This window comes from Pseudomonas eucalypticola, assembly GCF_013374995.1.
Lineage (GTDB): Bacteria > Pseudomonadota > Gammaproteobacteria > Pseudomonadales > Pseudomonadaceae > Aquipseudomonas > Aquipseudomonas eucalypticola.
On record NZ_CP056030.1, the window covers coordinates 3,338,280 to 3,351,517 of the forward strand.

11 protein-coding genes are annotated in these 13,238 nt (G+C 66.1%); 9 read left to right on the forward strand and 2 right to left on the reverse strand.

What is annotated here, in order from left to right; genetic code table 11:
• Positions 1-7 precede the first annotated feature (7 nt).
• Complete coding sequence (locus HWQ56_RS14970; RefSeq protein WP_176571005.1) at positions 8-1,975, reverse strand: sigma-54-dependent Fis family transcriptional regulator; 1,968 nt, start codon at positions 1,973-1,975, stop codon at positions 8-10.
• 168 nt (positions 1,976-2,143) lie between these two features.
• Between HWQ56_RS14970 and HWQ56_RS14975 the strand changes: the two genes are divergently transcribed.
• From HWQ56_RS14975 to HWQ56_RS15010, 8 genes are all read left to right on the forward strand, one after another.
• On the forward strand, positions 2,144-3,145 hold the full coding sequence (locus tag HWQ56_RS14975) for a Gfo/Idh/MocA family oxidoreductase (RefSeq protein ID WP_158158284.1): 1,002 nt from the start codon (positions 2,144-2,146) through the stop codon (positions 3,143-3,145).
• A gap of 10 nt (positions 3,146-3,155) precedes the next feature.
• A complete protein-coding gene (locus tag HWQ56_RS14980; protein WP_158158283.1) occupies positions 3,156-3,944 on the forward strand; it encodes a TIM barrel protein in 789 nt (262 codons plus the stop codon).
• Between the two features lie 39 nt (positions 3,945-3,983).
• Positions 3,984-4,904 (forward strand): substrate-binding domain-containing protein, encoded by a 921-nt coding sequence (locus tag HWQ56_RS14985; RefSeq protein ID WP_158158282.1) that lies wholly within the window; start codon positions 3,984-3,986, stop codon positions 4,902-4,904.
• A 103-nt stretch (positions 4,905-5,007) separates the two neighbouring features.
• Positions 5,008-5,586: an RNA polymerase sigma factor gene (locus HWQ56_RS14990; RefSeq protein WP_176571006.1), complete on the forward strand. Its 579-nt coding sequence runs from the start codon at positions 5,008-5,010 to the stop codon at positions 5,584-5,586.
• Positions 5,583-6,596: a FecR family protein gene (locus HWQ56_RS14995; RefSeq protein WP_176571007.1), complete on the forward strand. Its 1,014-nt coding sequence runs from the start codon at positions 5,583-5,585 to the stop codon at positions 6,594-6,596. Before HWQ56_RS14990 ends, HWQ56_RS14995 begins: the two co-directional genes overlap by 4 nt.
• A gap of 67 nt (positions 6,597-6,663) precedes the next feature.
• A complete protein-coding gene (locus HWQ56_RS15000; RefSeq protein WP_176571008.1) occupies positions 6,664-9,063 on the forward strand; it encodes a TonB-dependent siderophore receptor in 2,400 nt (799 codons plus the stop codon).
• A 52-nt stretch (positions 9,064-9,115) separates the two neighbouring features.
• Positions 9,116-9,862 carry a substrate-binding periplasmic protein gene (locus HWQ56_RS15005; protein ID WP_176571009.1) on the forward strand — a complete coding sequence of 249 codons (747 nt, stop codon included), beginning with the start codon at positions 9,116-9,118 and terminating at the stop codon, positions 9,860-9,862.
• A gap of 79 nt (positions 9,863-9,941) precedes the next feature.
• A complete protein-coding gene (locus HWQ56_RS15010; protein WP_176571010.1) occupies positions 9,942-10,568 on the forward strand; it encodes a glutathione S-transferase family protein in 627 nt (208 codons plus the stop codon).
• 8 nt (positions 10,569-10,576) lie between these two features.
• Here the strand turns inward: HWQ56_RS15010 and HWQ56_RS15015 are convergent, their stop codons facing one another.
• Positions 10,577-10,807: a hypothetical protein gene (locus tag HWQ56_RS15015; RefSeq protein WP_158154061.1), complete on the reverse strand. Its 231-nt coding sequence runs from the start codon at positions 10,805-10,807 to the stop codon at positions 10,577-10,579.
• A gap of 341 nt (positions 10,808-11,148) precedes the next feature.
• On the opposite strand from HWQ56_RS15015, the gene HWQ56_RS15020 reads away from it, so the two are divergent.
• The gene (locus HWQ56_RS15020; RefSeq protein WP_176572410.1) at positions 11,149-13,233 is read left to right on the forward strand and encodes a TonB-dependent siderophore receptor; all 2,085 of its coding nucleotides are present in this window, start codon (positions 11,149-11,151) and stop codon (positions 13,231-13,233) included.
• The last annotated feature ends 5 nt before the right edge of the window (positions 13,234-13,238 follow it).

Consider the following 13,238-nt stretch of genomic DNA (forward strand, 5'->3'; position numbering starts at 1 on the left):
CACAGTGCTACGGGCGAAACGCCTTGGCACTGAGGCCCAACCGCTCCATTTTCACGTACAACCCGCCCCGCGATACCTTCAAGCGCTGCGCCGCCCGCCGTATATTGCCCCCGGATTCCTCCAGCGCGGCGATGATCGCCTGACGCTCATGCCCGCTCAACCCCATCGCTTCACCCATGTCCTGCACGGCCCTGCGCCCCGGCACGCTCAATTCCAAAGGCAAATCCACCACCTGCAACCATTCCCCAGCGGCCAGGTTCACCGCCCGCTCCACGGTGTTTTCCAGCTCGCGCACATTGCCCGGCCAAGGGTGGGCCACCAGCCGTTCCAGGGCCGCTGGGGTGAAGCCCTGCAAGGGCTTGCGCAGGCTGCGCGCGCAGCGCTGGAGGAAGTGCGTGGCCAGCACCGTGATGTCTTCGCGACGCATGCGCAGCGGGGGTACGGTCAGGCTCAGCACGTTGAGGCGGTAATACAGGTCTTCGCGAAAGGCACCCTCGGCTGCCGCCTGGGCCAGGTTGCGGTGGGTGGCGGCGATGATCCGCACGTTGACCGGCAACGATTTGCGCCCGCCCACCCGCGTTACCTCGCCCTCCTGTAGCACACGCAGCAGGCTCACCTGGGCATCGAAGGCCATGTCGCCGATTTCGTCGAGAAAGATGGTGCCGCCGTCGGCCAACTCGAATTTACCCGCCGCGCCGCCCCGGGCCGAACCGCTGAAGGCGCCCTCCACATGACCGAACAGCTCGCTCTGCACCAGGTCGCGGGGAATGGCACCGCAGTTGACCGCCACGAACGGCCCGCCGCCGCGGTCGCTGGCATTGTGGATGGCCTGGGCAAACAGCTCCTTGCCGGTACCGCTCTCGCCCAGGATCAAGGTGGTGGCGTCACTGCGGCTGGCGATTCGGCCCAGGCGCACGGCATCCTGCAACGCCTGGGAAGTGCCGAGCAAACTGTCGAAGGTGTAGCGCGCCTGGGTACCCATCATGCGCCGGGTGATATCCCGGGTACGGCGCTGCTCGCGCAGGGAAATGATCTGCCCACCCTGCTCAACCGCGCAGACCGACACCAGGCACGCCAGGACGCCACCATCCGGTAATTCGAAGCTGCACTCCAGGTCACGCAGTGGCTCGCCCATGGTGCGCAGCCTGGCCAGGCTCAGCTCGCTGCTCCCCAAGCGTGCAAAGGGCTGCCCCAGCAGGCCCTCGTCAACGTGAAACAACTGCCGGGCATACCGGTTCAGGGCCTTGATGGCACCGTCGCCATCCAGCACCACCAGCCCTTCGTTGAGCACCTCCAGCACCGTGCGCTGCTCGGCCAGCAAGGCCTGCAGCACCAACTGGCGGCTGACCGCCTCGGCGGCCGCCTGCACGGTGCCCAGGGTGTGGAAGTGAAACCAGCCCGGCTCCGCCGTCAGGGTCAGTATCGCCAGGGTTCTGCCGGCGGCGTCGCGGACCGGGGCGGCCGCGCAATGCATGCGCCGTTGGCGTTGCCAGGTACCGAAGTTTTCTTCGGCCAGCACGTACACCAGCCGGTCTTCGAGGATCGCCAGCCCCGTGCAATTGGTGCCCTGCACGGCCTCGGCCAATTGGCTACCGATGGGCGTCAGGTCGACACCGCAGAACGCCAGGGTCACGCCCGAGGCATCGGTGAGGTTCACATGCCCGCGGGGGTTGTAGGCCAACAGCCCGCGCATCACGTGCGCGGCGGTGTGGATCAGCGCCCGATGGTGGTGCAGCCGCTCTTCGATGGCCTGAGCGGGCACAAAGCGATACGGCGCATGGTCGGGGTCCAGGCCCGCCGCCAGGCTGCGCCGCCAGGAGGCCCAGATAAGGGGCCGCACACCCTGGGGGCGATGCGCCTGGCCATCGCGGCAAGCGCGCCACGCCGGGAGGATGGGGTCGACGGGCTGGCTGAGCGCGGCGGCGCCCAGGGCGGCCAGGTATTCAAGATCTTCAGCGGCGCATCCGGTGTCCATTCAGGGCCTCGCGATTGTCATTGTTTTTGACATGTCAGCGTAGACATGTCCGGGAAATGAACAACCGCGCCTTAGCAGAACAAGTGCAACCCATTGATTTGCAACAACAAGAATGCCTGGCACAGGGCTTGCTCAATGCACCGCAACCCACAACAACAAGGAACACGCATGAGCCAGAATATCCGCCTCGGCCTGATCGGTGCCGGCCGCATGGGCAGCTTTCACGCCCATACCGCAGCCCGGCACATTCCCGGCGCCAGCCTCGACGCCATCGCCGACCCGGTGCCCGGGCAGGCCGCGCGCCTGGCCGAGCAGCTCGGGGTATCGCGCGTCTACAACGACCCGCAGCAACTGCTCGACGATCCGCAGATCGACGCCGTGCTGATCGCCGCCCCGGCCCGCAGCCATGCGGAACTGGTGATCAGCGCCGCCCACGCCGGCAAAGGCATTTTCTGCGAAAAGCCCATGGCTATCACGCTCGATGAGGCTGACCGTGCCATCGCCGCCGCAGCCGACGCGCACGTGGTGTTGCAGGTCGGCTTCAACCGGCGTTTCGCCCGCAGCTTCCGTAGCGCCCATGAGGATGTACTGGCGGGCCGCATCGGCACACCGCAACTGCTGCGCTCGCTGACCCGCGACCCGGCACTGAACAACCCGGCCGCCACCGGCCAGTGGGTGATTTTCCTCGAAACCCTGATCCACGACTTCGACGCCCTGCGCTACCTGAACCCCGGCGCCAACGCCGTGCAGGTCTACGCCGTGGCCGACGCCCTGGTGGCGCCGCAGTACAAGGCCCAGGGCCTGCTCGACACTGCGGTGGTCACCGTGCGCTTCGACAACGGCGCACTGGCGACCGCCGAGGCCAACTTCCAGGCGGTGTACGGCTATGACGTGCGTGGCGAAGTGTTCGGCAGTGCTGGCATGCTCAGCCTGGGCAGCGTCGCCGACGGCAGCCTGGTGCGCTACCTGGCCAGCGGCATCCAGGCCGACACCCTGCGCCAGGACACCGACCTGCTGCGCGACGCCTACATGGCCGAGCTCAACCATTTCGTCGACTGCGTGCGCCATGGCACACGCCCCCTGGCCACCGGCGAGGACGCCCGCGCCGCCCTGGCCATCGCCCGCGCCTGCATTGCCTCGGTGCAAAGCGGCCAACCCGTCGACCTGTGAGGAGCCTGCCATGAGCCACGTACCCTTTACCCTGGCCGCCAGCGCCGAAATGCTATTCCTGGACCTGCCTTTCGTGGAGCGCGTGCGGCGCATTCATGCCCTGGGGTTCAGCGTCGAAATCTGGGACTGGTCGACCAAGGACATCACTGCCCTGGCCGCGACCGGCGCCGCGTTCACGTCCATGACGGGCTACCTCACCGGTAACCTCACCGAAGCCGAGGGCATCGCGCAATTGCTCGACAGTGCCCGCGAATCCCTCGGCGTGGCCGAGCACCTGGGCTGCCCCAGCCTCAACCTGCACGGCACCGGCCTGGACAACCAGGGCCAGGCCGTGCGGCCAGTGGCGCGGGTCACCGGGCCCCTGTGGCTGCAAGCCTGCAAGACCCTGGAGCAGGTGGCGCGCCTGGGCGAGGCCGCGGGCAAGGTATTCCTGCTGGAAAACCTCAACACCGCCGTCGACCACCCCAATGTGCCCTTTGCCCGCGCCGCCGATACCCTGGCGCTGATCGAGGCAGTGGGCAGCCCCTGGCTCAAGCTCAACCTGGACCTTTACCACGCGCAAATCGGCGAAGGCAACCTGATCGAGCTGATCCAGCGCGCCGGCAGTGCCATTGGCGAGATCCAGGTGGCAGACGTGCCCGGCCGCAAGGAACCGGGTACCGGCGAAATCCACTACCCGGCCATCGCCCGTGCCCTCCATGGCATTGGCTACAAGGGCGTGGTTGGCCTGGAAGGCTGGGCCAGCGGTGATCCGCACCTGGCGCTTGAGCGTTTTCGTACAGCCTTCACCCTGGCGTGACACCGCTGCACTTCCCCTACAACAAGAAGGACCACCCTCATGCGCTCGCTTTCACTGCTGGTTGCTTCAACGCTGCTGCTGTTCAGTTCCTGGGCCCTGGCCGATTACCGCATCGGCGTCAGCATCGCCCGGGTCGACGATAACTTCATGACCTACGTGCGCAATGGCCTGCAGGCCGCCGCCCAACGCAACCACATACAGGTGGAGGTGCAGGACGCCCAGGGCGATGTGGTGCGCCAGCTCGACCAGGTGCAGGCCTTCGTGAGCCAGAAGGTCGACGCCGTCATCGTGCTGCCGGTGGACACGGCCGCCACCGACAACCTGACCCGCGCCACCGTCGCGGCGCACATACCCCTGGTGTACGTCAACCGCCGCCCGGATCAGGCCACGCTGCCCGAAGGCGTGGTGGCGGTGGCGTCCAATGACATCGAGGCCGGGCGGTTGCAGATGCGCTACCTGGCCGAGAAAATGGGCGGCAAAGGCAACCTGGCCATCCTCCTCGGCGAACTGACCCAGAACGCGACCCATGGGCGCACCGAGGGCGTGAAAGAGGTGCTCAAGGACTTTCCCGGCATCAAGGTAGTGGCCGAACAGAGCGGTAACTGGGAGCGCAGCAAGGCCATGGACCTGACCAGCAACTGGGTGCTGGCCGGCACGCCGGTGGACGCCATTGTCGCCAACAATGACGAAATGGCCATCGGCGCGGCCATGGCGCTGCAGCAGGCCGGCAAGGGCAACCTGCCCATCGTCGGCGTGGACGGTTTGCCCGACGGCCTGATGGCCATCCAGCGCGGGCAGTTGAGCGCCACCGTGTTCCAGGACCCCAAGGCCCAGGCGGACGCCGCCCTGGACGCTGCCCTGGCCATGATCGAAGGCAAACCGGTGCAGCCCACTATTTGGGTGCCTTACCAGTTGGTCAAGCCCGACGCCCTGGCGCAGTTCCAGGCACATTTCAACTAACCCCACTGGCGCGGGCCATGAACCTTTCGAGGGGCCCTGGGTTCATGCCCCGAGCATGAACCCCACCGGTTTCCCATGGCATCCACCGTTGCAAGCGCTTATCATGCGCGTTTTCCCCGACAACCCACCGCCCATGCCCAAACCCACCCTTCCCGAGCCGGATGAAACCTCCGGGGCCTCTGACATGCTGCAGGTATTCCTGCAACAGCAGGGGCGCGTGGAAAAGCAGTTGAGCCGCTGGGTGGCGTGCCGTGCCACCGCCGCAGACCTGTGCCAGGAACTGTTCATCCGCCTGTGGCGGCGCAAGGACGTGCAGGTTCAGGACCTGGGCCAGTACATGATGCGCAGCGCACGCAACCTGGCCATCGACCATATCCGCAGCCAGCGCAGCCGCCTGCGCACCGAATCGGCGCTATTGCCCGAGCAGATGGTTGGTGCGCCCACGGCCCTGGAGGACGGCCACCAGGCCAACCATGAATTGCAACAGGTAGAGGCAGCCCTGCGCGCCTTGCCCGAGCGCACCCGCCATGTGTTCCTGCTCAACCGCATTCATGGCCAGAGCTACACTGACATCGCCCGCGCGCTGGACATCTCTGCCAGCGCGGTGGAAAAACATATGATGCGCGCCTTGCAAGCCTGCAAGAGCAGCGTCGACGCGCCCCCCGTGAAGGCCCCGAAATGAACCTGGTCAGCCCTCCTGCCCACCGCGCTCGCGAAGACATCGCCTTGCTGTGGGTGACCCGCCTGGCCGCCGAGCCTGACAACCTGCTACTGGACGAGAAACGCCTGCCGGCCCTCGAACAGGCTGACCTGCGGCGCTGGCTGGAACAGGACCCGGCCCACGCCGACGCCTATGCCAGCGCCCGCCGCCTGTGGCAACTGACCGGCCCCGGCGCCACTCGCCTGGCACAGGAAGACGGTGCCGCCTTGCAGGCCTTGCTCAGCCGCGCTCGTGGCCCGGCGCGCCAGGTCCGGCGCGGTGTGGTGACGCTGGCCATGGCCGCCACCGTGGCGCTGGCCGCCGTGCTGGCGCTGCTGTGGCAGCCGGAACGCTGGGTGGACGACCTGCAGGCCGATTATCACAGTGCGCCGGGACAACTGCGCGACATTACCCTGGCAGACGGCAGCGAAGTGCAACTGGACGGCAACAGCGCGCTCGACGTGTCGCTGACCGCCAGCGGCCGCACTGTGCACCTGCGGCGCGGCGCGGCGTATTTCCATGTCAGCCACAACGGCCAGCCGTTCGTGGTGCATGCCGGCGACGGCGAAGTCCGGGTGTTGGGCACCCATTTCGAAGTGCGCCGCGAAGCCGCGGCTACCCAGGTCAGCGTGGAAGAAGGCAAGGTCGCGGTGCAGCCCACGGGCGCGCCGGCACCCGTGGTGCTCACCGCCGCGCAGCGGGTCGACTACCGCCAGGGCCAGGTCGGCCCGCTGCAAAGCATCAACCCGCAGCAGGCCTTCGGCTGGCGCCAGGGGCAGGTCAGCTTCCGCCGTCAGCCACTGGCCGACGCCCTGGCCGTGGTGCAGCGCTACTACCCGGCACGCATCCTGCTGCTCAATGACGAACTGGGCGCACGCACGGTCAGCGGCGATTTCGCCAGCAACGACCCCGCGGCCATGCTCGCGGCGTTCCAGGGCCTGCTGGGCTATTCGCAGCACGTGCTGCCCGGCGGCACGGTGGTGATTCGTTAAAAGGGTGCGACGGTAAAGCAAATGAGATATATTCGCATCCCATTGAATTGACCCGAGCCCACGCCCGATGCGCTGCCGGTTGCGACTCTCCTTGCTGGCAGCAGCCTTGAGCGGCCCCCTGGCACTCCCCCCGTTGGCCGTGGCCGACGCCGCCGTGGCTGCCGTGCCCCGCTACGCCATTGCGCTCAAAGCCCAGCCGCTGCCCGACGCCCTGGCCGCCCTCAGCCGCCAGACGGGGCAGAATATCGTCTACGCCGAGGACCTGCCCTATCAGGTCCAGGCCCCGGCTGTCGCTGGGCAGTTCACCGTGGAACAGGCCCTGGGGCGTCTGTTGGTCGGCACCCCACTGGGCTTTCGTCGCACCAGCCCTACCACGCTGGTGCTGGCAACGCTGACCGGCAGCGACGATCGTATTGTCCTGCAACCCCTGAACATCGATGGCGAGCGCGGTCCCCACTACCAGCCCGATCCTGTCAGCCACATCAATCACAGCGCCGCGCCATGGCTGGAACAGCCGCAGTCCATCAGCCGGGTCAACAACGCGGTGCTGCGCGACCAGCAACCGCGCAACCTGGACGACGCCCTGCGCAATGTCAGCGGCCTGACCCAGGGCAACACCCTGGGCAGCACTCAGGACACCCTGATCAAGCGCGGTTTCGGCGACAACCGCGACGGCTCGATCCTGCGCGATGGCATGCCGGTCGTGCAGGGCCGCAACTTCAACGCCACCGCCGACAGCGTCGAAGTGCTCAAGGGTCCCACTGCCCTGCTCTACGGCATCCAGGACCCAGGCGGGGTCATCAACGTGGTGACCAAGACCCCGCAGCTCAGTGCCCATACTGAACTGCAGTCCAAGGCATCCAGCTTCGCCCATGGCCGCGACGGCAGCGCGGTCACCCTGGACAGCACCGGACCGCTGGGCGACCGCGGCCTGGCCTACCGGCTGATCCTCGACCATCAGGATGAAGATTACTGGCGCAACTTCGGCGTGCACCGCGAAACCCTGGTGGCGCCCTCTCTGGCCTGGTACGGCGAACAGAGCGAGGTGCAACTGAGCTACGAGCATCGGCGTTTCGTCACCCCGTTCGACCGCGGCACGGCCATCAACCCGGCGACCGGCCACCCGCTGGACATTCCGTACACGCGGCGCCTGGACGAGCCGTTCAACGACATGACCGGCCGCTCCGAACTGGCGCGCCTGAGCATCAAGCACCTGCTGGACAACGGCTGGACCTTGCACGGCGCCTACAGCTACAACGCAGAAACCTACGACGCGTACCAGGTGCGAATCACCGCCGTGGCCCCCGCCAAGGGTACCCTCACCCGCAGCATGGACGGCACCCTGGGCTCGGTCAGCCGCGCTCAGCAAGGTGAACTGGAACTGTCCGGCAGCCGCCGGTGGTGGGGGTTGGAGCATGAAGTGCTGGTGGGCATGAGCGAGGAGCACCGGCTGTATTTTCGTGGCGACCTGTTGCGCCAGGCCAGCCTGACCACGTTCAGTTACATAAACCCGGTGTACGGCCAGGAGGTGGCGCCCACCCTTGCGTCGGCCACTGCCAGCGACCAGTTGGACCGCCTGCGCACCAGCGCCTTTTACCTACGCGATACTCTTCACCTCAACGAGCAGTGGATCGCCACCCTCGGCGCGCGTTTTCTGGTGTACGACCAGTACGCCGGCCGTGGTCGGCCCTTCCACGCCAACACGGACATCAACGGTGAGGCCTGGGTGCCCAGCGCCGGGCTGGTCTACCGGTTCGCACCGAACTGGTCGTGGTACGGCAGTTACAGCGAATCGTTCAAGCCCAACTCCAGCATCGCCCCGCTCAACGCCGCCAGCGAACAGATCATCGACGCCAGCATTCTCCCGGAACAGGCGAAGGCCTGGGAGACCGGGCTCAAATACGAGGAGCCTGACGGCCTGTCGGTCAGTATCGCGCTGTACGACATCCGCAAGCGCAACGTGCTGGTCAGCGAGACGGTCGACAACCTGCCGGTCAGCCGCAACGCCGGCGCCGTGCGCTCCCGCGGCCTGGAACTGGAGGCCAGCGGCCAGATGGCCGAAGGCTGGCAGTGGATGGCCGCCTATGCCTACACCCACGCCTGGGTCACCCGCGACCCTGAGCTGGCGGGCAAGCCGCTGCAAAACGTGCCACGCCAGAGCGGTTCGCTGTACCTGACCCATGACCTGGGCAGCCTGCTGGGCGGCGACCGCCTGCGCGTCGGCGGCGGCCCGCGCTATGTGGGCGAGCGTGCCGGCGACCCTTCCAACAGCTTTCGATTGCCGGCCTACACGGTCACCGATGCCTTCGCTCGCTACGACACACAGCTGGGCGGCCATGACCTGCACCTGCAGTTGAACGTCAACAACCTGTTCGACCGTCACTACTACCCGTCCAGCGTCAGCCAGTACTTCGTCTCGGTGGGTGACCCGCGCCAACTGGTGCTCAGCACCACGCTGGGCTTCTGACGCGGCCTGAAGACGGTCTATAGTGACGGTGCACGCTTATCAGGCAGGACATGTGAACTATTCGACCTCACTGGCAGCATTGCTCTGCCTGTTGCTCAGCCCTTGCGCCGTAGTGGCCGCCACGGCACCGTATCAGGTCGTGACCGAAGAGTGGGCGCCTTACAACTATGTGGAGAACAACCAGCTTACTGGCATGACCACCGAGATCGTCAGGGCGATCATGGCGCTCACCGGGGACGACTTCCCGATGCTGTTGTTGCCCAGCATGCGCAGCACCTACGCACTGAAGACCCGCCCCAGGACCATCATGTACTCGATGTTCCGCACCGCCGAACGCGACCCCTTGTACAAATGGGTAGGGCCGATCGCCGTGGAGTCCATCTACCCCTACCAGTTGGCCCACGCGGTGCCGGCGATCAACACCCGCGAGCAGTTGCTGCGCGCCCCGCAGATTACCACCCGCCAGGCTGGGCTGATTCCGCAAACGCTGCAAGCCCAGGGGTTTACCAACATCGACAAGAGTGCTGCCGAAAACCAGCAGCTGTACCGCATGCTGCTGGCCGGGCGCACCGCTATCATCGTCGGCGACACCGCGGCAGGCGTCGCCTACTACAGCCGCCAACTGGGCATTCCCCCGGGCACCTTGCGCCAGGTACCGGTGGAGCTCTATCGCTCATCGCTGTACATCGCGTTCAGCCGTGACGCGGACGACCGGCTGGTCGCCGCCTGGTCCCGTGCCCTGGAGCAATTGCGCCGCTCTGGCGAGCTGGAACGCATTCAGCACCGGTACGAGCAATAGCGCTCGGTCTCACAGGGCAAGGCACTTCATGCCAGCCCAGCGGTCTGTTCTGAACACCCCACCCGCCCGCGGAGTTTCCATGATCACCGTCCACCACCTCAACAACTCGCGCTCACACCGTATTCTCTGGCTGCTGGAAGAGCTGGGTGTGCCCTATGAAGTCAAGCGCTACCAGCGCGACCCGCACACCAACCTCGCGCCGCCGGCACTCAAGGCCATCAACCCGCTGGGCAAGTCGCCGGTGATCGAGGACGGCCCCCATGTGCTGATCGAATCAGGCGCCATCGTCGACTACCTGATCCGCCGTCACGGGGAGGGCCGGCTGCAACCGGACCCGGCCACTGCCACCTACGACGAGTACGTGCAATGGCTGCACTTCGCCGAAGGCTCGGCCATGCTGCCGCTGATGCTCAACCTGTACGTGGGCCGCCTGGGCGAAGCCGGCGCGCCGCTGCACCCGCGCATCGAAGCCGAGGTGGCCAACTACCTGGGTTACCTTGACCAGGCCCTGGGCCTGACGCCCTACCTGGTGGGTGACGAACTCAGCGGCGCCGACATCCAGATGAGCTTCATCGGCGAAGTCGCCAAGGCCCAGGGCAAGTTGCCGGCCTACCCGAACCTGGCCGCCTGGGTGCAACGGTTCCAGGCGCGGCCGGCCTATCGCAAGGCGGTGGAGCAAGGTGGGGAGTATGCCTTTGCCAAGTGAGCCGTCGCTCAGGCGGGCGTGACGCTTATCTGGGTCAGCCCTGCGGTTTCGGCCTGTTCCAGGACCTGCCCGGGTGTTGCATCCGCCGTGGGCATGAACAGGCTGTTTTCCGCATCGCCAAAATGCAACTGCAACAGGTGCATCGCGGCTTCGTGGGGCAGCAATTCGGGCTGCTGCAGTTCCAGCGCGTGGGTCCGGGGCTCGCCGTTGAAGCGGTATTGCAGGGTGTAGAGGTGCATGAGTGTCCCCTGTTGCCGAAGGGCTCGGTGTGCCCGAGCGTGGGTGGTGGGCATGACGCGCAGTAGCGCACCGCCGACGCGGCCGGGTCCGCTGCTACGACGGTGTCGCCGCTAACGGTGACAATACCAGCAGTTGGGGTGTACCTACGCCTCAATGAAAATAATGTTCATTTTCGTGTGAGGTGTTTTGGCTCGGCGTCCGTGTAGTGAATGAAAGGCAATCCTATTCGCATTCACTTCACTCAGCACAGAGCATCGGCATGACCTCCAGGCACTCGGCGAACATCTTATTCCTCCCCACCCACCCGCGCTACCGCAGCGCCTGTGCCAGCGGCGTGCTGATGCTCAGCCTGGCGCAGCCGCTGTGGGCGGCTGACAGCGTGGAGCTTGGCGCCACGACCATCGACAGCACCACCCCCACCACCACCGAGAAAAGCCAGACCAGCTACCAGGCCGTGGCCTCCACCGTGGCCACCCGCACCGAAACCCCGCTGATCGAAGTGCCCGCCTCCGTCAACGTGGTCACTCACCGGGTGATCGAAGACCGCGCGCCCCAGAGCCTGGACGAAGCCATCAATGCGGTCAGCGGCGTCAAGCAAGGCAACACCCTGGGGGGCACCCAGGACGCGATCATCAAGCGTGGCTTTGGTACCAACCGCGACAACTCGATCATGCGCGATGGCATGCAATCGGTGCAGGCGCGCAACTTCACCCCCACCACCGAGCGCGTCGAAGTGCTCAAGGGCCCCGCCTCCATGCTCTACGGCGTGCAGGACCCGGGCGGCGTGATCAACGTGGTCACCAAGAAACCGCAAATGACCCAGGCCACCTCGGTTTCCGGCTGGGGCACAAGCTACGGCGGTGGTGGCGGCCAGTTCGATACCACCGGCCCTGTGGGCGACACCAACCTGGCCTACCGCCTGATCTACGACAAACAGCAGTACGACTACTGGCGCAACTTCGGCAGCACCGACCAGGAAGTGGTGGCACCGTCGCTGAGCTGGTTCGGTGACGACACCACCCTGACCGCGGCCTACGAACACATGGAGTATTCAGTGCCCTTCGACCGTGGCACACAGATCAACACCACCACCGGCAAGGTCCTGGACATTCCGCGCAACCGCCGTCTGGATGAACATTTCAACATCACCACTGGCCGTTCCGACGCCTTCAACCTGACCGCCGAGCACCGCCTCAACGACGACTGGACCCTCAAGGCCGGCTACGGCTACAGCCGCAACTACTACAACGACCACCAGTCGCGCTACATCTCGGCCAACTTCACCACCGGCCAGGTGACGCGCCGCGGCGATGCCACCCGCGATGCCCTGCAAGTGGCGCATACCGCCACCGTCAGCGCCCTGGGCAACCTGGCATTCGCCGGCATGCGCCACGAAGTGCTGGTGGGCGTGGACTACATGCACAACGACCGCACCCTGGGTGACCTGATCCGCAACGTCAATGACACCACCTTCAACTACAACGACCCCGTGTACGGGCAAGTGCCGGTGCCCAGCCGCGTCAGCGCCGCCAACAGCGACCAGACCGACCTGCTGCACACCCACGCCTTGTTCCTGCAGGACGCCATTCACCTGAACGACCAATGGATACTGCAGGCCGGCCTGCGCTACGAGTCGTTCTCCGAATACACCGGCAAGGGCCGCCCCTTCGTGGTGGGCGCCGATGTCGACCGCAGCAAGGCGGTGCCACGCCTGGGCCTGGTGTACATGATCCGGCCCGACTGGTCGGTGTATGGCAGCTACACCGAGTCGTTCCGCCCCAACACGTCCATCGCCACCGTCATCGGCGACCTGGCGCCGGAAGAAGGCCGCGCCTACGAGATCGGCAGCAAATTCCAGAACGACTACCTCACCGCCAGCCTGGCGGCGTTCACCATCACCAAGAAGAATGTGCAGACCAGCGCTACCTGCGGCACCGAAACCTGCACGCGGCTGGGCGGTGAAGCGCGGTCGCGGGGTGTGGAACTGGACGTCAGCGGCCAGCTCAACGAATTCTGGAGCCTGACCGGCAGTTACGCCTACACCGACACCGAATGGACCAAGGACCCCATCCTGCAGGGCACGCCCCTGGACGGCGTGTCGAAGAACACCGCCGCGCTGTACCTGACCCGCGACTTCGGCCACGTCGGTATCGGCGACCTGCGCGCCGGCTTCGGCGGCCGCTACATGAGCAAATGGGGCGCCAACGACGGCACCGGTACCGAATACTGGCTGCCTTCAGCGAAAGTCGCCGACGCGTTCGTGGCCTACAGGATGAAGCTTGACCAGAAAGACCTGACCTTGCAGCTGAACGTCAAGAACCTGTTCGACGAGACCTATTACGTCTCCAGCAGCGGGCTTGGCTCCCCGGCCATTGTCATCGGCGAGCCGCGCCAGGTGATTGCCAAGGCCACCCTGGCCTTCTGACCCCA